Origin of the sequence: Nonomuraea sp. NPDC048892, assembly GCF_040649735.1 — a bacterium.
GTDB classification, from domain to species: Bacteria; Actinomycetota; Actinomycetes; order Streptosporangiales; family Streptosporangiaceae; genus Nonomuraea; species Nonomuraea maheshkhaliensis.
Genome location: NZ_JBEZFZ010000001.1, coordinates 633233 through 654442, shown reverse-complemented (window position 1 = coordinate 654442; position 21210 = coordinate 633233). Strand labels below are relative to the sequence as shown.

The window sequence follows — 21210 nt, the reverse complement described above, 5'->3', positions numbered from 1 at the left end:
CTGCCGTCCGCTTTGTAGCGGCCGGCTGTGTAGCGGCCGGGGGGCTACGCGTAGAGCTCCTCGATCACCTTCGCGACCCCGTCGTCGTCGTTGGTCGCGGTCACGTGATCGACCGCCGCCAGCACGGCCGGGTGCGCGTTGGCGACCGCGTACGACGTGCCTGCCCAGCTCAGCATGGGCAGGTCGTTCGGCATGTCACCGAAGGCCACGGTCTGCGAAGGCTTGATCTCGTGCTGCCCGGCGAGCGCCGCCAGGGCCGTCGCCTTCGTCACGCCCAGGGCGCTCATCTCGATCAGGCCCCTCCCGCTGGAGTGCGTGGCCGTCACCAGATGCCCCACCAGTTCCTCCACCGTGGCCTGAAGCTCGTCCGCGCCCATGACCGGATGCAGCGCCAGCAGCTTGGCGCACGGGCGCGAGGTCATCGAGGCGGCGCCGACGGCTCCCGGGCGCCTGTCCCGGTCACTCAGCAGGAAATCCGACTCATGCGCAAAACCCGCTTCATACTCGACCGAAAATACGAGATCCGACACGTTCGCTCTTAGCTGAGCGACGACTTCCTCGAGTACCTCGACCGTGATCAGGTGAGATTCCACTATCCGTTCGGTATGGAGATCGTAGATCAGCGCTCCGTTTGCACAGACGGCCAGCCCACGGTGACGTACCGCACTCGCCACACCGCCCATCCACCGGGGCGGACGCCCCGTCACGAACGCCAGCACGGCCCCGGATTCCTCGACTTTGGCGAAGGCGGCGACCGTGCGGGGAGACACGGTTCCGTCGGTGCGCAACGCGGTACCGTCGAGGTCGGTGGCCACTAGGCGCGGTGCGGGAAGGCTCTGCATAACAGGTTCCAGTTTGCCCGGTGATGCCGCCTGACAGAAATCTTCGTTGGGACGGGAACACCAACGCTCCAGAATGGTGTTAGATGTGATGGCGTTGTATTAGCTGATCCCGTAGTGAAAACCAGCATGACTTTGTCTGAGCCACCCCGGGTGCTTGCTGTACGACACACCGGGACCCACGAGGTGTGGGTCCCATAGATTCACATCCTGAGGGAGAGCTTTTATGGCTCAGGGAACCGTCAAGTGGTTCAACGCCGAGAAGGGCTTCGGCTTCATCGCCCCGGACGGCGGTGCGCCGGACGTGTTCGTGCACTTCTCCGAGATCGTCGGCAACGGCTACCGCAGCCTTGAAGACGGCCAGCGGGTCGAGTTCGAGATCACGCAGGGCCAGAAGGGGCCGCAGGCCTCACAGGTCCGAGCCCTCTAACCTGTAGCAGCGAGATAGACCGGAGTTCGCTTCCAGCGGGCTCCGGTCTTTTGCTTGTACGGGGCCTGCCCCGCCCGTGTGGGGCCGGCCCGCCCGTGTGGGGCCGGTTCCACGTGTATCCAGCCGGCCCCGCCTGCATCAGACAAGTCCGAGCGCATCCGTTGGTCCGCCCGTGTGGGGTCGGCTCCCGTGTGGGGTCGGCTCCCGTGTGGGGTCGGCTCCGGCCGTGTCGGTTCGATTCCGCCCTTGTGGGGTCGGTACCGCCCGGGTCGGGTTGGTTCCGCGTTCCGCCCGGGTCGGGTCGGTTCCGCCAGTGTCGGCCCGATCACGCCGATGTCGGGGGACCACGCTTGCGTCCGGCCGCGCCGCCGGCGGAGCGCCTGCGTCGGGGTGACCACGCGGGTGTCCGGCCAGTCCCACCTGCGTCGGGCCGATCACGCTGAGGTCGGGGCGATCACGCTTGCCTCAGACCGGTCCCGCTGGTGTAGTCGGGTCGGTCCCACTGGCATCGAGCCGGTTACGCCCGTGTCGGGTCAGCCTCGCCTGCGCCGAACCCCATCCCGCGTGCGTCGGACCCGGCCCCGCAGGTGCATCCGACTGGTTTCACCGACATCGGACCGGTCACGCTCACCCTCTGCGGGTACCCCGGCGGCGTCCACAAGTTCATCTGCCGGCCGGCCCGCTCCCTGGTTGTGCTGGTGTCGGGTTGGTCACGGCTGTGACTCGACTCACGTAACCCTTGAACCACCGGACGCCCGTAGCGGTCGTCCTGTTTATGAGGTACGCGTGGCTGTGTCACCCCGTGACCGTTGCCGGGGTGCTCGTGCTGTTGATCAACGACCACCTGCTCAAACACACCTGGCCGGGTTTCGTCACCGGCAAGCTCAGCGACGTCGCGGGGCTCGTCGTGGCGCCGGCCCTGCTGGCACCGCTGCTGCCGCGCCGGGCGGACCTGGCAGCGATCATGGTGACGGGGGTGGCCTTCGCGCTCGTGAAGACGACGGAGACGGGCGCTGAGCTCGCCTCCCAGGGTTGGACCCTCGTCGCGGGCCCTTCGCGCGTCCTGGCCGATCCTACGGACCTCCTGGCGCTGCCCGCCCTCGCCCTCGCCTGGTGGGTACGCGCCCGCAGCCTCAGACAGCCCTCCTCGTCCCGGTGGCGGATCATCGTGACGATGCCGCTGGCCCTGATCGCGGTCACCGCCACCTCCTCCGCGACGCCCCCGTTTTCGGCCGAGTCCGTCGAGGTGGATTCGGGCGGCCGGATCAGCGTGTTCACGTACGGCAGGACCACGTGGATCTCCGACGACGGAGGGCTCAGCTGGTCGCAGATCACCGGCGACCACGACCCCAGGCCGGGCCAGAGCGCCCAGTGCGTGCCCGGGCAGGCCACGAGGTGCTACCGGATCATCGGAAACCGGTTGGGCGTGGAGCAGTCGGACGACGGGGGACGTACGTGGCAGCCCTCCTGGGAGGTCACCGGCGACGCGCTGGAGCGCGTGTCCAGGCAGTACGGGGGCCTGCCCACCGACCTGCGTTCCAAGGCCCTGGCCGTCCAGGCGCGGCCCGGCGGGCACGTCGTCATCGTGGCGAACGGCATGGACGGGCTGGCGATCCGCGACACATCGGGCACCTGGCGCCGGATCGGCTGGCCGGGGCTCAGAACGGTCGAGGTGGACATGGATCCCGAATGGGGCGTGGCACTCTTCCTCGCCGCCTGCGTGCTGTTCGGCGGAGTGGGGGCTGGTCTGCGCCGGTACACCCACGCGTACACGGGCTCCGCGGTGGCCGCCTGTCTGGGCCTGCTGCTCCTGCTCAACGGCTGGCCGGTGGCATCCTCGGACGACTGGCTCCCGCTGCGGGTCCTCGGCTTCCTCGCCCTACTGACGGGCGGCGTGATCTGCGTCGTGCTGGCGGCGACGGGCCGGACACGACCCGCGGCGGCGGCCGTGGGGGTACTGGCGGCACCGCTGGTGTACGCGAGCGTCTACCTGCCGTTCGAGGGGTGGGCCCGGGGGACGCCCGAGTCGTACTCGGCCGCGGCCGCCCTCGCGACACTCCTGACCGCCGTCGTCGTCCTGACGAGCGCCGCCCTCATCAGACGCGACGCCCGCCACCCGAAGCACTTCCCGGACGAATAACCGCTTCCGGACCTACCGCCCACCTCGATCCGGTCCCCCAGATCCCGGTCTCACGCAGCCGGTCCCCGGAATCGGCCGCGCGAATCCGGTCTCCCGCAGTCTGCGACCGAAACCGGTGGCCGAAAGCAGTGCTCGGTGGTCAGCGGCCCGGCGGCCCGGAGCCGGCCACGCGCATACAGTCACCCTGTCCGGTCACTCGAAACTGAGTCACCCGTCACGCGAAGCCGGTCACGCGGCTCCGATCACTTGCCCGGGGTGAGCACGTCCAGCCCCACGTACGGGCGCAGCGCCTCAGGGACCATCACGGAGCCGTCAGCCTGCTGGTGGTTCTCCAGGATGGCGACGATCCAGCGGGTCGTGGCCAGCGTGCCGTTGAGGGTGGCCAGGTGCTGGGGCTTGCCGTCCTTGTCGCGATAGCGGACCGCCAGCCTGCGCGCCTGGAACTCGGTGCAGTTGGAGGTCGAGGTCAGCTCGCGGTAGCGGCCCTGGGTCGGGATCCACGCCTCGCAGTCGAACTTGCGCGCCGCCGACATGCCGAGGTCGCCCGCGGCCGTGTCGATGATCCGGTACGGCACCTCGATCTTGGCCAGCATCTCCTTCTCCCAGTCGAGCAGGCGCTTGTGCTCCTCCTGGGCGTCCTCAGGGCGCACGTAGGAGAACATCTCGACCTTGTCGAACTGGTGGACCCGGATGATGCCCCTGGTGTCCTTGCCGTACGAGCCGGCCTCGCGCCGGAAGCACGACGACCAGCCCGCGTAACGCAGCGGCAGCTCGTCGCCGCCGAGGATCTCCTGGGCGTGGTAGCCGGCCATCGACACCTCCGACGTGCCGACCAGGTAGAGGTCGTCCTCGGGGAGCCGGTAGATCTCCTTGTCGTGGGCGACGTGGAAGCCGGTGCCCTGCATGGTCTCCGGCTTGACCAGCACCGGAGTGATCATCGGGATGAACCCGGCCTCGATCGCCTGCTGCATGGCCATGTTGAGCAGGCCGAGCTGCAGCCGGGCGCCGACGCCCTTGAGGAAGAAGAACCGCGAGCCCGACACCTTGGCGCCGCGCTCCATGTCGATCGCGCCGAGCGCCTCGCCCAGCTCCAGATGGTCCTTCGGCTCGAAGTCGAACGTGCGGGGCTCGCCGTGGGTCTCAAGCACGACGTAGTCGTCCTCGCCGCCCTCCGGTGCGCCCTCCTCGACGATGTTGGGCACCGTCTGAAGCACGCCGTCCAGCTCGGCGGCCAGCTTCTCCGCCTCGGACTCGGCGGCCTTCACCTGACCCGCGAGCTCCTTGGCCCGCTGGAGCAGCGCGGCCTTCTCCTCACCCTGCGCCTTGGAGACCGACTTGCCCATACTCTTCTGCTCGGCACGCAGAGACTCGAACGAGGTCAGCGCGGATCGGCGGCGCTCATCGAGGTCGAGCAGCGTGTCGACGATCGAGTCGTCCTCACCGCGGGCACGCTGCGACGCCCGTAGCCGGTCGGGGTCCTCACGAAGGGTACGCAGGTCAATCACAAACAAAGGCTACCGGCGTACAGAGGCGTTCCGCCCCTGCTTTCCCACCCGCGCCACCGAACCACCCGATCCCGATCCCGCCATGGAACGACTCCCGGTGTTGGGGACTGGCTCTGGTCGGGAATGTGGTTCCGATTGCTGAGCTGGGCTCGTGGTGAGGAGTCTGTCTGACGGGCAGGTCGGACGAGGTCCGACGCGGCGGGCCGACGTCACTGAAGCAGCCTGGAGCCGGAAAGTCGTTCCGGCTGGCGGGTTGGTGAGTCGCTTGGTTGGCTGGGGGTCACGTCCCACGGGGTTGGTGAGCCGTTTGGTTGGCGGGTTGAATGCGGGCCAGCCGCCTTCCGCCCGAATCGCTCATGACCGGAGCCACGGGCCGGCATAAGGCATGTGCCGACGCGGAGCGCCGGCCCTGGCCCGAAGACCAGGCAGCCGACCGCCCTCGCTCAGACCTTGCCGGCTCGGATCCTGGTCAGCCAGTCGCCGGCCTCCGTGAACTCCAGGTTGGAGGTGCCCGGTTTGATCTGGGGTGCGATGCCGTCGGCGCGGGGGTAGCTGCCGAGGAAGCGGACCTCGCCGCAGATGCGGTGCAGGCCGGCGATGGCTTCCCCGACGCGGGCGTCGGCGACGTGGCCCTCGAAGTCGAAGTGGAAGAAGTAGCGCCCGATGCCGCCCCCGGTCGGTCGCGACTCGATGCGGGTCAGGTTGACCCCGCGCACCGAGAACTCGGTCAGCATCTCCAGCAGCGCGCCCGGGTGGTCGTCGGCCAGGAAGACCACGAGCGAGGTGCGGTCGGAGCCGGTCGGGTCGGGTAGCGCGCCTGGACGGCCGACTCGGACGAACCTCGTCACGGTGTCGGATCTGTCGCCGATGTCGGTGGCCAGCTCCACCAGCCCGTAGTGCTCGCCGGCGATGCGGGCGGCGATGGCGGCGTCATAGGGCGAGCCGGGCAGCGAGACCTCCTGCGCGGCGGCGGCGGTCGAGGGCGCGGCCACCACGACGGCGTCGGGCAGCTCACGCGCGAGGAAGGCGCGGGTCTGGGTGATGGCCGCGGGATGCGTGTAGACCCGTTTGATGTGCGGAATCTCGGTGCCCGGGGGCGCCAGCAGCGAGAACTGCACCGGCAGCAGCAGCTCGGCCGTGATCAGCAACGGCTCGCCCCAGGCGAACTCGTCGAGCGTCGTGGTGATCGCGCCCTCGATCGAGTTTTCCAGCGGCACCACCGCGCCGTCGGCGTCGCCCGCGCGGGCGGCGTTGAGCGCCGCGCTCACGGTGGCGCAGGGCAGCCGCTCGGCGGTGGGGTCGAGCAGGCGCAGGGCCTCTTCGGTGAAGGTCCCTTCCGGCCCGAGGTAGGCGAGTCTGGGCATGCGTCCAGGGTATCCGCAGGTGGAGAGCGCCTGCGGCCGTTTCTTCCCACGGCGTATCCGCAGGTCGAAGGCCCTGCGCAGGCGCTCTGCGGATCTGGGGAGGAGGTCGCTCGGCACCTCCAGGCGGCAACCTGCGCGGGCGTTCAGTAGGTCTCGGGAAGAGGCCGGTCGGCACTTCCAAGCGGCAACCTGCGCGGGTGGTCGACAGACCTCGGGAGGAGGTGTCGGTCGGCGTCGCCCGGCGGCAGCCTGGCCCGGCGGTCAGTAGGTCTCGGAAGGGCGGGGGGTGACGAAGGGGCCCAGGCCGAGTCGGGCGGCCCGTACCGCGTCCTCCTCCTCCGGCGACAGCGGCTGCTGCCCTCGCCCCCCGACCACAGGCCGTACGTACGTGCGCGTCTCGCTGCGTCCGTTGATGGACGTCAGCACGATCCCGTCGCCCAGCCCGTTGATCATCGCCACCGAGAACGACAGCCGCCCGGTCATCTCGGACAGCGCGTCGTACCGGCACACGGCCACGTCCCGAATGGCTCTGAGGTCGCCCGGGGCCTCGCTGCTCTGCCGGACGAGCATGCGCCGGCACTCCTCCATCGTGGCTCTGGCCTGCCGCAACGCCAGGAAGCCGATCGACACGCCGGTGACCCCGGCGACCACGCCCACGATCACCCAAGTGGTAACGAGCACGGCACAGAGGGTAATGGCTGTGTCAAGCCGGCTCACGGCGTTTCGGCAGCCAGGACACCAACAACCACACCAGGACCAGCGCTCCCAAGCCGAACCCGTTCTGCACGATCTTGCCCAGCACCAGGCTGACGCCCGGAATGTCGGCCGCCTTGAGCGAGACCCCCCACCACGGGACGGGCACCACGTAGTACAGCCACACCCCGGCGGCGACGCGCAGCCTGACCGGGTCGCGGCCGTCGCCCACGATCGCGGCCAGCACCACGACCACCCAGGCCAGGTGGTGGATCCACGCGACCGGCGACAGCAGCACGGCCATCAGCCCCACGAGCGCGACCGCCGTGAGCGAATCACCCGTCCGGTACGCCTCCCGCGCCCCCCTGAAGCCGTACCACCCGACGGCGGCCACGACCACCACCCAGATCACGGACGTGAGCAGGTCGGGCAGGTACAACCGGATCAACATGCCCCTGATCGACTGGTTGGTGGTGGCCGCGTTCGCGCCAAGCCGTTCGGGGTCGAGCAGCGCCGAGAACCAGAAGTCGGCCGCGTCCTGCGGAATCACCGCGAACGGCAGCAGCGTGAGCACCGCCGCCGCGAACGACGCCATGAAGAACGTCCGCCACTGCCTGGTGATCAGCAGGTAGATCAGGAAGACGCCGGGAGTCAGCTTGACCGCCGTGGCCAGCCCGATCAAGAACCCGCGCGGCCACCAGGGCCGCCTGGCCACGCAATCGGCCACGCACAGGGCGACCAGCAGGATGTCCACCTGCCCGAACCGCACCTGGTCCCTGATCGGCATCAGGTACGCGCACGCCACCATGAGCAGCCCGAACACCCACGGCGCGTACTTCCGCAGCCGCGGCCCCTCCAGCACCTGCCGGAACGAGAATCCGACCGTCACGGCCAGCGCCACGTAGATCCCGGCCGTCCACACCCACTGCGCCGTGACCCACGACATCCCGGCCAGCGCCACGGCCAGCATGGCCGCGACCGGCGGGTAGGTGAACGGCAGTAACTGCGGGGCGGGCGTGACGTAGTCGTACACCGGCCGGCCTTCGAGCAGCATCTGCCCGCCGGTACGGTAAACGTCCAGGTCGACCAGCCGTTGGTCGTCGGGATTGGTGAGCCAGGTGTGCACCAGAGGCGCCACGGCCGCCGCGACGGCGAGCGCCACGATCACCCACGCCCACCACTGCCGCTGCGTCACCCGCACCTCGCCACTTGTCACGGTGTGGCACGTTACCGTGGCTGTTGTTGATCGAGGGGCACACATGGGGAGTCCGTACATGCCGAACGCCACGCCGCACCCGCTCCAGGGCCGGCACGGAGCGCGCCACCACCCCGGCCCTCGCCTGCCTTCTCCCCTTCCTGGCCGCAGACTCGCCCGCTCCCTCACCACCGCCCTGCTCGCCCTCGCCCTCACCCCCCTCCTGGCCGCCCCCGCCGCAGCCACCCCGTCGTCCGACTCAGGCGCACATTCAGGCGCACATTCAGGCGCAGATTCCGGTACGCATTCAGGCGCGCACGCGGGCAACGCACCCAAATCCGCTGTCTCGGGCGCCCCTTCCATCTCCGACTCCTCCGCCGCCTCGGCTACCCCCTCCGGACTCGTCGCCTCCTCCGCCGCCTCGGCCGCCCTCATCGCTTCCGCTGCTGGCTCCTCCGCCGTCAGCTCCTCCGTTGTCAGCTCCTCCGTTGTCAGCTCCTCCGTTGTCGGCTCCTCCGTTGTCGGCTCCTCCGCGTCCGCCGCCTCAGTCGCGTCCCCCGGGCTTCCCGCCGTCGTCACTTCCTCTTCCGGCCCCCGTACGGCTCAGGCGCAGGCCGCGGTCGCCGGGCGGGTGGTCATCGTCGGCGTGCCGGGACTGGAGTGGAGCGACCTGGACGAGGCCAGGACCCCCAACCTGTGGCGTCTCGTCGACCAAGGCGCTTCGGCCTCGCTCTCGACCCGTGCCGTGCCGCCGCCTGACCGTGGCATCACCTGCCCCATCGCCGGGTGGCTGACCGTATCGGCAGGTCAGCGGGCCGGTACGGCGAGCAAGGGCTGCCCGGCACCTCCACAGCCCGAGCCCACCCCGCAGGGCGGCGCCACGGTGCCCGGCTGGAGTGCTCTGGCCGCGCACCAGGCGGAGACCGGTTACAACGCGCAGCTGGGCACGCTGGGGCAACTCGTGACGGACGGCGGCGGTAAGGTCGCCGCCATCGGCCCGGGTGCCGCACTGGCCGCAGCCGACAAGTCCGGAAATATCGCTAAATACGCCCCCACCCCTGCTGACCTCGGCGACCCCGCCCCGTACAACCTGATCGTCCTGGAAGCCGCCGACCTCGCGAACGCCTGGGCGAAGCAGCCGCTCGACGAGTACGGAGTCCCGGCCTCCCTCGCCCCCGCCGCTCGCCAGGAGGCGACGAAACGCGCGGACCAGCAGATCGGCGCCCTGCTCGGGCGGCTCCCCACCGACACCACCGTCCTGGTGGCCGGCATCTCCGACGTGACCCCGAACGCCCACCTCCACGTCGCCATCGCCACCGGCCCCGCCCCGGACGGCCTGCCGTACCCGCACGGCTTCCTCACCGCCACCTCCACCCGCCAGGACGGCCTCGTCGCCATCACCGACCTGACCGCCACCGCCATCGACCTCCTGGGCCTGCCCGCCCAGCGCGCGGTGGTCGGCCGCCCGTGGCGCCCCGGCGGCGCGGCTCCTGCGACGCCGTCCGGCACGGTGAGCGAGCTCGCCGACGAGGACCTCGCCAGCCAGGTCCTGCGTGAGGTACGCGGCCCGTTCTTCGCCGTCTTCGTCACGATCCAGCTCCTCTTCTACGCCTTCGCCGCCCTGGCCCTCCGCCGCCGCCGTACCACCGCTGACGGCGCCGCCCCCTCCAGCCCCGCCCACGCCTCATCACCCCTCGTCCAAGAAGCGGACTCCTCGCGAGCTTCAGCCGTACCGGCCTCCGAGCCCGTCCCGCGGACCCAGCCTGCGTCCACCCCGGATCGCGCGGCACAGGACGGAAGTGACGCGGACGGCACCGCCGCTCGGGCAGGGGATGATGACGTGGACGCCTCCGCGGGCGAGCTCGGGGGAGGTGGCCGGCCGCATGCGAGCACGTCCAAGCTTCTCGTCTCCGTGCAGATCGTCGCGGTCGTCAGCGGCGCCATCGCCGTCTCCACCTTCCTGGCCCAGCTCGTGCCCTGGTGGAGCCTGCCCGTGCCGATGGTGTCGGTGATCGTGACGATCCTGGCCATCGCCGGGCTCATCACCGCCGCCGCCTTCGCCGGTCCGTGGCGTGCGGACGTGCTCGGCCCGCTCACCGTCGTCTCCGCCGTCACCTCGGTCGCCCTCCTCCTCGATGTCATGACCGGCTCGAAACTGCAGGTCAATGCCGTGTCCGGTTACGAGCCTGTGACCGGGGGCCGCTTCTACGGCTTCAGCAACATCGCCTTCGCCATCTACGCCACGGGCACCGTTCTGGGGCTCGCGGGGGTGGCTCAGTGGTTGCTGCGCCGGGGGCTGCCCAGGGTCGTGGTCGTGGTTTTGTGTGGTCTGTACGGGGGATTCGCGGTGTTCGCGGACGGATGGCCCTCCTGGGGTGCGGACTTCGGTGGGGTGCCGGCGTTCGTGATCGGTCTGGCCGTCTTCCTGATCCTGCTGTCGGGCAAGCGAGTTTCCCTGCTCCGGCTCGCGCTCGTGGGCCTGGCCGGGGTGGCGTTGGTGGGCGCCCTTTCCGTGTTCGACTGGTTGCGGCCCGACGCGGAACGCACCCATCTGGGCACCTTCGTCCAGCAGGTCATCGACGGGCAGGCGTGGACCGTGGTCGGCCGCAAGTTCGGCGCCATGATCGGCGTAACCGTGGGGAACTGGTCACTGACTCTCCTTTCGCTGGTCGCTCTGGCCTTCCTGTTCCTGGTACTGGCCCGTCCTTCGCGCTGGGGAGCCCCCGCCCTCGGCCAGGCCTACCGCCTGGCCCCGACGCTCAGAGCCGGCCTCTTCGGGGCCCTGACGTCCGCCTTCGTCGGCTTCCTGATGAACGACTCGGGCATCGCCATCCCCGCTATGGCGTTGACCGTGGCCGTTCCGCTGACGCTGGCGGCGTGCGTTCGCGCCCTGCAACTCTCCAAGCCCACACCACCAGCGCCACGGTCAGAGCCAGCAGAGCCCAGGCGAGCTGAGGCCTGACCACCTCCCTGAGCCACAGCAGGTCGTCGGGCTGCCCGTCCACCCGCGCGGGGAGATAGGCCAGCGACAGGACCAGCAGGTGCGCGACCACGAACCCGTCGAGCGCCGAAACCCCGACCAGGGCCAGCAACCCGAAGGCCAGCCCGTCGTACCAGGGCAGGATGTACGGCGTCGCGAACAGGTAGGCCACCATCAGCCCGACCGCCACCACCGGCGCCTCCAGCCCCCCGCTGGGGGAAGGATGAGGGCCCTGCGCGAGGGAGCCCGTGCGGTAAGCGCCGGTGGGCGGGAGGGAGTCTGGGTGGGCGGGGGCGTGGTGGCGGAGGAGGGACCAGGCGATGAGGGCGAGCAGTAGGAGCGAGCCGATCTGGATCTCCCCCCGGTAGGCGCTGCCCAGGCCCACGATCGACTGCAACCACCCCTGGACGAGCTTCCAGAACGAGACGTGCGAGATGGACTTGCTCGTACGGGTCATCGGCTCGAACGCGTCCGGCCCGACGATCGCGTATCCCACCGCCACCACCGCGACCGCGCACCCCGCCATGACCGCCAGCCGGGCGGGGCGGCGCCGCAGCTCCCAGGCCGGGCCCAGCGCCACGAGGCCCGCGTTGACCTTGATCGCCACGCCTAGGCCGAGCAGGACGCCGGAGCCGACCGGCCGGGCCCTGGCCAGAAGTGCGGCGACCATGCAGGCGATGGCGAGGGTGTCGACGTGCATGCCCGCCACCAACTGGTAGAGCAGCAGCGGGTTGACAGTCCACAGCAGGGCTCCGCGCAGGCGTCTGGCCGGGTCGGCTCTGGTGAAGCGGTCGATGAGCAGGGCTGTCGCGATGAAGGCGGCGGCGTTGAACAGGGCCAGAACGAAGATCGTCAGCCGGAGCGAGTCGCCGCCGATCCAGCTCGCCACCGCTTGCAGGGCGGTGGCCACCGGGCCGTAGACGCTGGGCTCCTCTCGCCATGGATTTTCCACGGCGTCGGCGATCGGGTCGCCGGGCAGGTCGGCCGCTCCGTGGGTGTAGGGGCTGAGGCCCAGTGTCACCATGCGGCCGTACGCGGCGTAGTTGAGGTGGTCGCCGGAACCGGAGGGCGGCAGGAAGGCCAGGATCGCGGCGGCCGTGCAGCCGATGAGCACCAGTGTCTGGGCCCCACCGGAGAACAGCCCGATCCGTTGTCGGCCTGCGGTTTGGGACCCGACTTTCCCTTGTGGTTGGGAACGGCCTTTCCCTTGCGGCAGGGAGCGGGCCTTCCCTTGTGGTTGGGCACGGGGGGTCGGCAGGTGGGCGGGAGATCTTGTCGCGTACAGGGCTGTGAGGAGGCCGAGGCCGCCGAGGATGAGGGCGGCGGTCGCGAGGATGACCACCAGGTGGGGGTCAGGGGCGAGGGCGAGGGAGTAGGGCGGGTGCCAGGCCGGCCCTGGCAGGGCGGGGACCATCGGTGACGGGCCTATGAGGCCGATGATGATCGTCAGCAGGATCGAGACGCCGATCGCCGCCATGCCGATCGCCGCCATGGCCGGCCCGGCGAGCCGGTCTCTGACCCTTTCCTGCCACGTCTCCGAAGTCACCGGGAAATTCCAGCACACTCGCGGAAGGGTCACCGCCAGACCTGGCTCGCCTGTGGATAACGGCCCAACCTGTGGATGACTACGAGCGGGTTCCGTGCACTCCTGTGGATCCGTCGCCCATCTTCCGGTGGATCCGGCTCAGGCGCTCAAACAAAGAGTCCGATCCCGGACCCGGCGACCGGCACCGCCACGATGGCCGATTCCGTCAACGCGCGGGGCGAGATCACCGGATGGGCGTGGCCCCCGACGGTTCGCGGCGCGCTCTCGTGTGGCGGCCGGCGCCCGGGAACACGTGAGCCTCAGCAGGCCGGCTGTGGCGGGCCGCGTCCGGGAGTTCCTGAGCCTCACCCGGCCGGCGCGGCCGAGACCGGAGAGCAGGCCTCCTCCTGAACCCTCGGCCAGGTGGCCGAACCCTCGGAAGAGGCCGTCAACACCCGAAGAAGTCCGTCCGGGGCAGGAGGGGGCCGGCGGCCGGCTACTCGCCGACGAGCCCGTCCACCGACTCCCTGATGAGGTCGGCGTGGCCGTTGTGGCGCGCGTACTCCTCGATCATGTGCACCACGAGCCACCGCAGGCTCGGCGCCGTCCCGTCCGACCGGGTGCGCTGGGCGAGCTGGCCCATGCCGCCCCCGCCCGCCAGCGCCTCCTCCACGGCCGCCCGCGAGCGGGACACCGAATCGTCCCAGAGCGCGTAGATCTCCTCGGGGGAGTCGTCGGCGGCCGAGTGCCAGTCCCAGTCGACGTCGGCCTTCCAGTCGACCGTGCTCCACAGCGGCTGCCCCTCGCGATCGTGCAGCGTCCGGGAGAACCAGTAGTCCTCCACGTACGCCAGATGCTTGAGCATGCCGCCCAGCGTCATCGTCGACGCCCCGACGGTCGCCTTCAGGGCGGCCCGGTCCAGCCCGCCGCACTTCCATGCGAAGGTCGCGCGCTGGAATTCCAGGAAGCCCAGCAGGATCCCGGTCTCGTCGGCGGCGATGGGAGGTTCGGGACGGCCCTGCTCGTCCAGGTCTGTCATGGCCGGTGAGTCTAGATCACAGGGCCCTCGGCGCGACAGGGTCAGCGTTTGGGACGCAGCAGCTTGTCGAGGTTGTGGGCGACCAGATGCTCCCGTGCGGCCAGCGCCCGCGCCACGTCCCGCAACTGCTTGGCCCGGTGGAGCTGAGCCCGCCAGTCGGTGCCCGTCGCCCGATGGGCCATCTCCACCTCGACCTCGGTGATCCGGTATCCCCTGCGCAGCAGGTCGATCGTCAGCGCCGTCTCGACGCCGAACCCGTGGGCCAGCGGCCTGGCCGCCTCGAAGGCGGCCCTGGTGAGGCAGCGCTGCCCGTTGAGCGGCTGGGCGGCGTCGAAGCCGGTGGCCCGGCGGATGCCCTCTTTCGACAGGCGTACGACTAAGCCGTGGCCCCCGAGCTTCACCCGTGTGCTGAACACCGCGATCGTCATGTCGGCGGTGCCCGCGCGTACGGGCTCGATGAGCGGGGCCGCGGCCTGGGCGGTCTCGCCCAGGTCGGCGTCGAGGAAGAGGAGATGGCGCGGCTCGGCGTCCTCGTCGAGGAGGCGCACGGCCTCGGCTCCGGTCTCCATCGCCGCGGCCTTGCCCCGGTTTCGGCTGTGCCGCACCACCCGGGCTCCGGCCGCGCGCGCCACCCGTCCGGTCTGGTCGGACGAGCCGTCGTCGACGACCACGACGAGATCGACGCCGGGCAGGGCCGCGGCGGCCTTGACCGTCGAGGCGATGCGATCGGCCTCGTTGGCGGCCGGGATGACGACGGCGGTGTCGCCGCTCACGAGCCCTCACCTCCCTTGCACGAGATCTCGGAACGGACGCGCTCCGCACTCGCCGATCGCGGGACCCCGGAACGGCCGCGCTCCGACCGCGGGACCTCGGAACGACCGCGCTCCACGCCCGCCGACCGCGGGACCCTGGAGCGGCCGCGACCCGCGCCCGCCGATCCGGTCATGATCCCTCGGCGATGAGGAATTCCTGCGGCACCTCATCATGCACGGTGAACACCGAGTCGAGCCCGGTGACCTGCAGAATCTTGCGTACGGCAGGACGCGGCGCGGCGACTTCGAGCGACCCGCCCTGCTCTTTCATGCGTTTGAGTGCCGAAAGCAGCACGTTCATCCCCGTGGAGTCGCAGAAATCCACGGCGGACATGTCGATGACCACCCGGCTGGGCCCGTCCTGCAGCAGCCGAGTGAACTCGGACTGCAGGTGGGGCGCCGTATAGAGGTCGATTTCTCCGGTGATGGCGACGAGCGCGCACCCGGCATGTGATCGAGTCGAGACCTTGAGCTCCACATGGGCAGGCTAGCGGGGCGATGGCTTCCGGTCACGTTGTCACGCCGATAGGGGAACCACAGGTTTTTGTCCTCCGTTTGGGCTCCATGAAAACGGAGAGTACGCGAAGCTTGACAGCGTGACACCGGAAGCGGCACATCTTCGCGGCGAGGGAGGGGCTGGGGCGCGACCGACGGGCCCCGCATCGATGAACGCAGAGAAACCCGAAGATCCTCAGCGTCAGGGGCTCCGAGAACGTCTGGAAGCCATCCTCATCAACACAGAGAAGGCGACGCCATGGCATGACGAAGCCGACCGCCTGCGCGGCCTGGTGAACCACGAGGGCTACGTGCCGATCAGCACCCGGCTCGGGATCGAGGACCTCGACTTCCTCGGCGGGGCCCGCACCGAGCTGCTCAGGTTCTCCGAGCTCGGGCTCAGGCTGCTCGACCTGCACCAGCCGCGTGACGCGGGCGGGATCACGAGTGACACCGCGCATCCGATCCTGCGCTGCCGGAGCTGCATGTGGCGCTGGCCGTGCCCGACATTTCGCGCCATGTCGGAGTCGTTCGGTGCGACCCGCGACCTCCAGGAGAACGTCTGACCGGTGGTCAGCCGCCGATCTGGGGCAGCCGGATCTCGAACCGGCACCCCGGCCCGTCGTTGACCACGCCGATCATCCCGTCGTGCGCCTCCACGATCCCTTGCGCGATGGCGAGCCCCAGCCCGGCCCCGCCATCGGCGGTAGGGGTACGTGCGGCCTCCCCCCGGAAAGCCACCTCGAACACCCGGGGCAGGTCCTCCTCGGGAATGCCGCCGCAGCAGTCGGTGACCGACAGGCAGGCCATGCCCTCGTCGTCCACCCCGGCCCTGAGCACCACGCCGCGGTCGGACGGCGTGTGCCTGATGGCGTTGACCACCAGGTTCCCCAGGGCCCGCCCCAGGGCCCCCGCGTCGGCCTCCACGGGCACGGCCGCCGACGCCTCGGCGGTGAGGAGCACGCCCTTGGCCCTGGCGAGCGGCTCGGCGCCGGCCAGGGTGTCGGCGACGAGGTCGGCGAGCCCGATCCTGGCCCGCGAGAGCCGCAGCGCCCCCGCGTGGATCCTGGACAGCTCGAACAGGTCGTCCACCATGCCCGACAGCCGCTCGACCTCCAGCTTGATCTGCCCGTGGTAGCGGGCGACCGTCTCGGGGTCGGACACCACGCCGTCCTCCAGCGCCTCGGCCATGGCCCGCATCCCGGCCAGCGGCGTACGCAGGTCGTGGCTCACCCACGCCACCAGCTCCCGCCTGGCCTCCTCCAGGGCCCGCTCCCGCGCGTACGCCTCCTCAAGGGTGTTGGCGATCGTCTGGAGCTCGGCCGGCAGCCCCTGGGGCGCCACGAACGGCAGGTCGCGTACGGCGTCCATCAGCCTCTTGCTCTCCCCGACCACCCGCTTGGCCAGCACGAACGCCACCCCCAATCCCACGAGCCCGCCCACGGCGACGACGCTGAGCACGAAGTCCTTGATCTCCCCCTCGATGATCATCTTCTGGATGATCGCCACGACGCCTGCCAGTGTGGCCGCCACCGCGACCACCACGACCACGGCCAGCATCACCCCGATCGACCTGGTGCGCAGCCGCCACATCACCCAGATGCCGGCCAGCGCGATCAGCAGCCCGAACCCGGCGGTGACCGCCACGACCATCGGCAGCTCCCCGGCCGCCACGGCCGGGGCGACCGCCGCACGCGGACCGAGCATCAGGAGCCCTCCAACGGCTCGTACCGGTATCCGACCCCCCACACCGTGACGATCCTTCGCGGCTCGGTCGGATCGGGCTCGATCTTCTCCCGCAGCCGCCGCACGTGGACGGTCACGGTGGACGAGTCGCCGAACGACCAGCCCCACACCTGGTTGAGCAGCGCCGACCGGCTGAACGCCTGCCGGGGGTTGCGCATGAGGTAGGCGAGCAGATCGAACTCCCTGGCCGTCAGCATCACCTCGCCGCCCCGCAGCCGGGCCTCGTGGGCGCCCACGTCGACGACCAGGTCCCCGTCACGCAGCACGCCGGTGCCGCCGGTGACGGAGGCCCCGCGCGCCCGCCGCAGCACCGACTGCACCCGCAGCGCCAGCTCGCGCGGGCTGAACGGCTTGGTCACGTAGTCGTCGGCCCCGGTCTCCAGCCCGACCACCCGGTCGATCTCCTCGCCCAGCGCGGTCAGCATGATCACCGGCACGGGCCAGCGTTCCCTGAGCTTCCTGCACACCTGCAGCCCGTCGATCTTGGGCAGCATCAGGTCGAGCACCATGAGGTCCGGCGGGTGCGCCAGCGCCCTGCGCAGCGCCTCGGCGCCGTCGCCGACGCACTCGACCTCGTGCCCGTCGCGCTCCAGATAGCGCGCCACGACCTCGGAGACCGTGGGATCGTCGTCCACCACCAGGATGCGCGTGTTCACCACTTCACCGTACGGCCACAACCCAGGGAAGCCGCGTTCACGTCACCGGTTCGTAAGCCTCGCGAGGTCATCGGCGCGCGGGCCTCGCCGATCATCCGCGTCGTTGCTTCGTAAGCCTCGCAGATCATCCGCCGAGGACGTACGGTTGCCTCATGGGTAAAGTCGTCATGCTCGTCGTCGGGACTCTCCTGGGTCTCTTCGTGCTCTTCAACTTCCTCCTGCCGATGCTGGTAGGCCTGGTCAAGCTGGCCCTGATCGTCGGCGTGATCGCCCTCGTCGCCTTCATCGCGGTCACCGTCGTGAGCAAGTCCTCCCGCTCACACTGATGCAGTTCCTGTTCGATCCGTGGCTGGTCGGGATCACCATGATGGCGATCCTGCTGCTGGCCATGTGGGCGGCCACGCTGCTGCCCGTCCTCGGCGGAGAGCCACCGGGCTTCCCGCTGTCCTACGCGCGCCGCACCGCCTTCCAGCGGCAGCGCGATCCTGACGCGGCCGGTCGCTCGCGTCCACGAGCTCCTTAGGCGTGCCCCGCTTCCCGTCAAGCGGGGCTCCCTCGTACGGGTGAGCCCTCGACTCTGCACGAGTCCACGAGACACCTACGAGAAAACAGGGCTCATGATCGATTCTCTTGTCACGTTCGTCATCGGCATGTCCGGCGGCAGTGCCGCCCTCGGCATCGTGCTGTTCACTCTGGCCGTACGGCTGCTTCTGCTCCCGCTGAACGTGCGCCAGGCCCGCACGACGAAGATCCGTGAACGGCTCGCACCCAAGCAGCAGGAGCTGCGCAAGCGCTGGAGCCGCAATCCCGAGCGCCTGGCCAAGGAGCTCAACGCCCTCTACGCGAAGGAGGGCAGCTCACCGTTCGCCGGGATTCTGCCGATGCTGGCGCAGTTGCCGTTCATGTGGCTGATGTTCCGGGTCGCCACGCATCCGACCGCACTGGCCGGTCATTCGTTGCTGGGGGCTCCGCTGGGTCAGCAGGTGGCGGGCATTGTGGCCAATTACGGTCTGGTCAGCCTGCCGTTTTCGGTCTTCATACTGGTCATCGTGCTGGTCGCGGCGGTGGCATGGTGGTCTTCACGGCAGATCGCGGCGAACGCCGCCAGGCAAGGCGAGATCGCGGGCGGGCAGCCCGAGGTGATGCGGAAGATCATGCGGTTGATGCCGTACGGCTCCGTGCTGGCCGCGCTGGTGCTCCCCCTGGCCGCCGGGCTCTATCTGCTCGTCTCCACGGCGTGGGCCACAGGCGAGCGCGGGGTGCTCGCTAGCCGGCCTCTCTGAGTGCCGCCACCTGCCCGTTCACCGTCTGGCTGGGGGCGGGCAGGATGGCCCAGACCGTCGTCGTGTCACCGTCGTGCCTGACCCCCCAGCTCTCCGCCACGTATTCCACGATGCCGAGCCCCCGGCCCCCGAGCGATGACAGGGTCGGGCGGCCCGCGCGCGGCTCGGTCGCCGCACCTCCGTCGCTCACCGCCACCTCTACGTGTTCGTCGCTTCGCAGCCACGCCACTCTCACCATGCCGGACGGAAGCGGATGCGCGTGACGCAGCGCGTTGCTCAGCAACTCGCTCACCACGAGCACCGCGTCGTCGATCGCGGCGGTGAAGACCCCACTGTCCTGCAGATCTGTGCTCAGACGCTGGCGGGCGACGGCGACGCTGGACGGCGCGTACGGCAGCAGCACCACGCTTGACACACCCACCTCCCCGTTACCTGTGCCCCCCGCGGGAACACTCCCCGGTACGACCGAAATGCCCCGTTACTCGATCCCAGAAACCGCATTGCGATCACAGCTTGTACTCATTGGACGATAGATCAGCTCAACCGTGACCACCTCGTTACCGCATCGGTGTGTCGGATCCGATAGGGGAAGCGCATCGCAGCACGAGTCGCATCCTGGTGCCCCCTTCCCGTCGCGGATGAGCGCTCACATCTCCTCCCTGTGCGCGCGCGAGACTGCGGACGATGTAGAGACCGAGCCCCACTCCACCAAACCGTCTCCGGTCGCCGCTGTCCACCTGGACGAAGCGCTCAAAGATCCGCTCCCGGTCACCAGGGGCGATACCGACGCCCTCGTCGTCCACGACGACGACCACGTTCTCACCGTCCGGCCAGGCGGCCACGCTGATGAGCCCGCCCTTCGGCGAGTACTTGAAGGCGTTCTCCAAGAGCTGACCGAGAATGATGTCCGTGGCCAGGGGATCACCGAGCACGTGCGGCAACCCCCGGGCGATGTCCACCTCCACGCGGTGCTTGTCCGACAGCGCCGGCAGGCCCAGCGTGGCCGCGTCGATCCGCTCGGCCAGATCGACCTCCTCGATCCGCACCTTGAGCTCCTCGGCCCCCGCCCTGGCCCCCAGCAGCAGGTGGTCCATGAGCTCGCCCAGCGACCTGGAGCGCTCAGCGATCGTGTGCACGGCGGCGCGGCGCTCGGCGTCGGCCATCTTGTCCCAGCGCGCGTCCAGCGTGCTGGCGAAGCCCCGCACGATCGTGATCGGCGTCCGCAGCTCGTGGCTGGTCGTGGCCAGGAAGAGGTCCTTGGCCTCCTCCAGCTCCTTGGCCGAGGTGACGTCGCGGAAGTCGACGACCACCTCGCCCGTCTCCTCGATCTGCGCGCTCACCACGTCCAGCCACCTGCCGTTCTCCATCTGGAAGGTGACCTTCTCGCCGGGCTTGGGCAGCGGGAACGGGGGCGGCGCGCCGATGACGGACTCGGGGGCCAGCGCGGTCAGGCCGGCCGCGGCCGGGTTCCAGCGCACCACCAGGCCGTCCTGGTCGAGCACGGCGATGCCGTCGGCGCTGGCGTCGAACACGGCCCGCTCGTGCGCCCGCTGTCGCACCGCCTCCTGGTAGGCCACCGCGTTGCCGACGGCGATGCCCGCGTGCCCGGCCAGCAGTTCCAGCAGCTCCAGCTCCAGGTGGCCGGGGTTGCGCCGGGCGAACAGCGCGTACAGCGCGCCGTACGGCCGCCCGCCCACGGCGGCCAGTCCCAGCGCGACCGTGTGCAGGCCGCGCAGCCGGGCCCACACCAGGTCGTCGAGCCCGTCGGACTCCAGCATGACGGTCTTGCCGGTGCGTAAGAGCCGGTCCACCAGGCTCGTACGCAGGTCGGTGGTGGTGCCTCTGATCGAGTCGGGCAGCTGGTACGTGCTCACCAGCCGCAGCCGGTCACCCTCGATGAGCACGAACCCGCCGGCGTCCGCCCCGGTCAGCTCGGTGAGGTTGGCCGAGATCCGGTCGAGCACGGCCGACAGCTCCAGCTCGGAGTTGATGTCGCCGACCACGTCGGTGAGCCGGCGCACGAGCCTGGCCCGGCGCGCCATCCGGTTCCTGGCCAGCTCGTCGGCCTGCGCCGGGTGGTAGACGCACACGTAGCCGCCCACGGCGCTGCCCAGCCGCAGCGCGCTGATGTCGACGCGCAGGTCGAGCAGGGCGCCGTCGTTGTGCAGCCGCTTGGTGCGCAGCGACACCGGCTCCCCGGTGCGTACGCGCTCCAGCACGGCGTTGTGCTCCGCGGTCAGCTCGTCGGGCACGATCGGCGCCCTGCGCCCGAGCACCTCCTCGGCCGCCCAGCCGAACACGCGCTCGGCGGCGGCGTTCCACACCAGGACGCTCTGGTCCCTGTCGAGCGCCACGACGGCGTTGGGCGAGCTGTCAAGCGCCGCGCGAGCGATCTCATCGTCACTACCGGCCCATTCGTCCCCCACTCCTCCATAGTGCACGTGGCGCGGTGGGTGCGTCGGGCGATCCGTCCGATACGCTGCGGTCACGGTGATTCCGGCGGGTGGA

Annotated in this window: 19 protein-coding genes and 1 pseudogene; 7 read left to right on the top strand and 13 right to left on the bottom strand. The window is 70.2% G+C overall.

All coding sequences use genetic code 11. The annotated features are described in order from the left end of the window. Positions 1 to 44: 44 nt before the first annotated feature. Complete coding sequence (locus tag AB0C28_RS03240; RefSeq protein WP_358072967.1) at positions 45 to 815, bottom strand: HAD family hydrolase; 771 nt, start codon at positions 813 to 815, stop codon at positions 45 to 47. 250 nt (positions 816 to 1065) lie between these two features. Here AB0C28_RS03240 and AB0C28_RS03235 point away from each other — a divergent pair, with 250 nt between their 5' ends. Together AB0C28_RS03235 and AB0C28_RS03230 are read left to right on the top strand one after the other, a co-directional pair. Beyond that, positions 1066 to 1269, top strand: coding sequence for a cold-shock protein (locus tag AB0C28_RS03235; RefSeq protein WP_080043977.1), 204 nt, complete (start codon positions 1066 to 1068; stop codon positions 1267 to 1269). An 817-nt stretch (positions 1270 to 2086) separates the two neighbouring features. Continuing rightward, positions 2087 to 3409 carry a hypothetical protein gene (locus AB0C28_RS03230; protein WP_358072966.1) on the top strand — a complete coding sequence of 441 codons (1323 nt, stop codon included), beginning with the start codon at positions 2087 to 2089 and terminating at the stop codon, positions 3407 to 3409. A gap of 242 nt (positions 3410 to 3651) precedes the next feature. Here the strand turns inward: AB0C28_RS03230 and serS are convergent, their stop codons facing one another. The 4 genes from serS to AB0C28_RS03210 form a co-directional block, all read right to left on the bottom strand. After that, positions 3652 to 4914, bottom strand: a complete 1263-nt coding sequence (gene serS / locus AB0C28_RS03225) for a serine--tRNA ligase (RefSeq protein WP_358072965.1) — start codon at positions 4912 to 4914, stop codon at positions 3652 to 3654. A 443-nt stretch (positions 4915 to 5357) separates the two neighbouring features. Further along, the gene (gene pheA, locus AB0C28_RS03220; RefSeq protein WP_357839240.1) at positions 5358 to 6278 is read right to left on the bottom strand and encodes a prephenate dehydratase; all 921 of its coding nucleotides are present in this window, start codon (positions 6276 to 6278) and stop codon (positions 5358 to 5360) included. A 261-nt stretch (positions 6279 to 6539) separates the two neighbouring features. Further along, on the bottom strand, positions 6540 to 6959 hold the full coding sequence (locus AB0C28_RS03215; protein ID WP_357839243.1) for a DUF4446 family protein: 420 nt from the start codon (positions 6957 to 6959) through the stop codon (positions 6540 to 6542). Positions 6960 to 6981: 22 nt separating this feature from the next. Beyond that, entirely contained in the window at positions 6982 to 8187 is a 1206-nt protein-coding gene (locus AB0C28_RS03210) for a glycosyltransferase 87 family protein (RefSeq protein ID WP_357839246.1), read from the bottom strand. 625 nt (positions 8188 to 8812) lie between these two features. Between AB0C28_RS03210 and AB0C28_RS03205 the strand changes: the two genes are divergently transcribed. Continuing rightward, entirely contained in the window at positions 8813 to 11128 is a 2316-nt protein-coding gene (locus AB0C28_RS03205) for a hypothetical protein (protein WP_358072964.1), read from the top strand. Between the two features lie 328 nt (positions 11129 to 11456). On the opposite strand, the pseudogene mptB reads toward AB0C28_RS03205, so the two are convergent. The 4 genes and pseudogenes from mptB to AB0C28_RS03185 all read right to left on the bottom strand — a co-directional run. Beyond that, positions 11457 to 12560, bottom strand: a pseudogene (mptB, locus tag AB0C28_RS03200) (polyprenol phosphomannose-dependent alpha 1,6 mannosyltransferase MptB); the annotation flags it as partial. Between the two features lie 607 nt (positions 12561 to 13167). Beyond that, positions 13168 to 13710, bottom strand: a complete 543-nt coding sequence (locus AB0C28_RS03195) for a DinB family protein (protein ID WP_357839252.1) — start codon at positions 13708 to 13710, stop codon at positions 13168 to 13170. 41 nt (positions 13711 to 13751) lie between these two features. Continuing rightward, positions 13752 to 14483 (bottom strand): glycosyltransferase, encoded by a 732-nt coding sequence (locus AB0C28_RS03190; RefSeq protein ID WP_357839254.1) that lies wholly within the window; start codon positions 14481 to 14483, stop codon positions 13752 to 13754. A gap of 169 nt (positions 14484 to 14652) precedes the next feature. After that, entirely contained in the window at positions 14653 to 15000 is a 348-nt protein-coding gene (locus tag AB0C28_RS03185) for an STAS domain-containing protein (RefSeq protein WP_106247413.1), read from the bottom strand. Positions 15001 to 15187: 187 nt separating this feature from the next. Between AB0C28_RS03185 and AB0C28_RS03180 the strand changes: the two genes are divergently transcribed. Continuing rightward, a complete protein-coding gene (locus tag AB0C28_RS03180; protein ID WP_357839258.1) occupies positions 15188 to 15583 on the top strand; it encodes a hypothetical protein in 396 nt (131 codons plus the stop codon). 7 nt (positions 15584 to 15590) lie between these two features. Here AB0C28_RS03180 and AB0C28_RS03175 read toward each other — a convergent pair whose 3' ends face one another. Then, positions 15591 to 16724 (bottom strand): HAMP domain-containing sensor histidine kinase, encoded by a 1134-nt coding sequence (locus AB0C28_RS03175; protein ID WP_357839260.1) that lies wholly within the window; start codon positions 16722 to 16724, stop codon positions 15591 to 15593. After that, positions 16724 to 17419 (bottom strand): response regulator transcription factor, encoded by a 696-nt coding sequence (locus tag AB0C28_RS03170; RefSeq protein WP_346102159.1) that lies wholly within the window; start codon positions 17417 to 17419, stop codon positions 16724 to 16726. Before AB0C28_RS03170 ends, AB0C28_RS03175 begins: the two co-directional genes overlap by 1 nt. A gap of 152 nt (positions 17420 to 17571) precedes the next feature. On the opposite strand from AB0C28_RS03170, the gene AB0C28_RS03165 reads away from it, so the two are divergent. The 3 genes from AB0C28_RS03165 (at position 17572) to yidC (ending at position 18702) form a co-directional block, all read left to right on the top strand. Further along, positions 17572 to 17745, top strand: coding sequence for a hypothetical protein (locus tag AB0C28_RS03165; RefSeq protein ID WP_181308202.1), 174 nt, complete (start codon positions 17572 to 17574; stop codon positions 17743 to 17745). Beyond that, positions 17745 to 17942 carry a DUF6412 domain-containing protein gene (locus tag AB0C28_RS03160; protein ID WP_357839265.1) on the top strand — a complete coding sequence of 66 codons (198 nt, stop codon included), beginning with the start codon at positions 17745 to 17747 and terminating at the stop codon, positions 17940 to 17942. Before AB0C28_RS03165 ends, AB0C28_RS03160 begins: the two co-directional genes overlap by 1 nt. A 94-nt stretch (positions 17943 to 18036) precedes the next feature. After that, positions 18037 to 18702 carry a membrane protein insertase YidC gene (gene yidC / locus AB0C28_RS03155; protein WP_358072963.1) on the top strand — a complete coding sequence of 222 codons (666 nt, stop codon included), beginning with the start codon at positions 18037 to 18039 and terminating at the stop codon, positions 18700 to 18702. Here the strand turns inward: yidC and AB0C28_RS03150 are convergent. Together AB0C28_RS03150 and AB0C28_RS03145 are read right to left on the bottom strand one after the other, a co-directional pair. Further along, complete coding sequence (locus AB0C28_RS03150) at positions 18686 to 19117, bottom strand: ATP-binding protein (RefSeq protein WP_357839270.1); 432 nt, start codon at positions 19115 to 19117, stop codon at positions 18686 to 18688. The two genes, yidC and AB0C28_RS03150, sit on opposite strands and share 17 nt — an antisense overlap. Positions 19118 to 19259: 142 nt before the next feature. After that, a complete protein-coding gene (locus tag AB0C28_RS03145; RefSeq protein WP_358072962.1) occupies positions 19260 to 21128 on the bottom strand; it encodes a PAS domain S-box protein in 1869 nt (622 codons plus the stop codon). Positions 21129 to 21210 lie beyond the last annotated feature (82 nt).

Bases quoted from the DNA above. Each gene is read 5' to 3' on its own strand.
- AB0C28_RS03235 (WP_080043977.1), top strand. From the start codon at position 1,066: ATGGCTCAGGGAACCGTCAAGTGGTTCAACGCCGAGAAGGGCTTCGGC.
- pheA (WP_357839240.1), bottom strand. From the start codon at position 6,278: ATGCCCAGACTCGCCTACCTCGGGCCGGAAGGGACCTTCACCGAAGAG.
- AB0C28_RS03195 (WP_357839252.1), bottom strand. From the start codon at position 13,710: ATGACAGACCTGGACGAGCAGGGCCGTCCCGAACCTCCCATCGCCGCC.
- AB0C28_RS03180 (WP_357839258.1), top strand. From the start codon at position 15,188: ATGAACGCAGAGAAACCCGAAGATCCTCAGCGTCAGGGGCTCCGAGAA.
- AB0C28_RS03175 (WP_357839260.1), bottom strand. From the start codon at position 16,724: ATGCTCGGTCCGCGTGCGGCGGTCGCCCCGGCCGTGGCGGCCGGGGAG.
- AB0C28_RS03165 (WP_181308202.1), top strand. From the start codon at position 17,572: ATGGGTAAAGTCGTCATGCTCGTCGTCGGGACTCTCCTGGGTCTCTTC.
- AB0C28_RS03160 (WP_357839265.1), top strand. From the start codon at position 17,745: ATGCAGTTCCTGTTCGATCCGTGGCTGGTCGGGATCACCATGATGGCG.
- yidC (WP_358072963.1), top strand. From the start codon at position 18,037: ATGATCGATTCTCTTGTCACGTTCGTCATCGGCATGTCCGGCGGCAGT.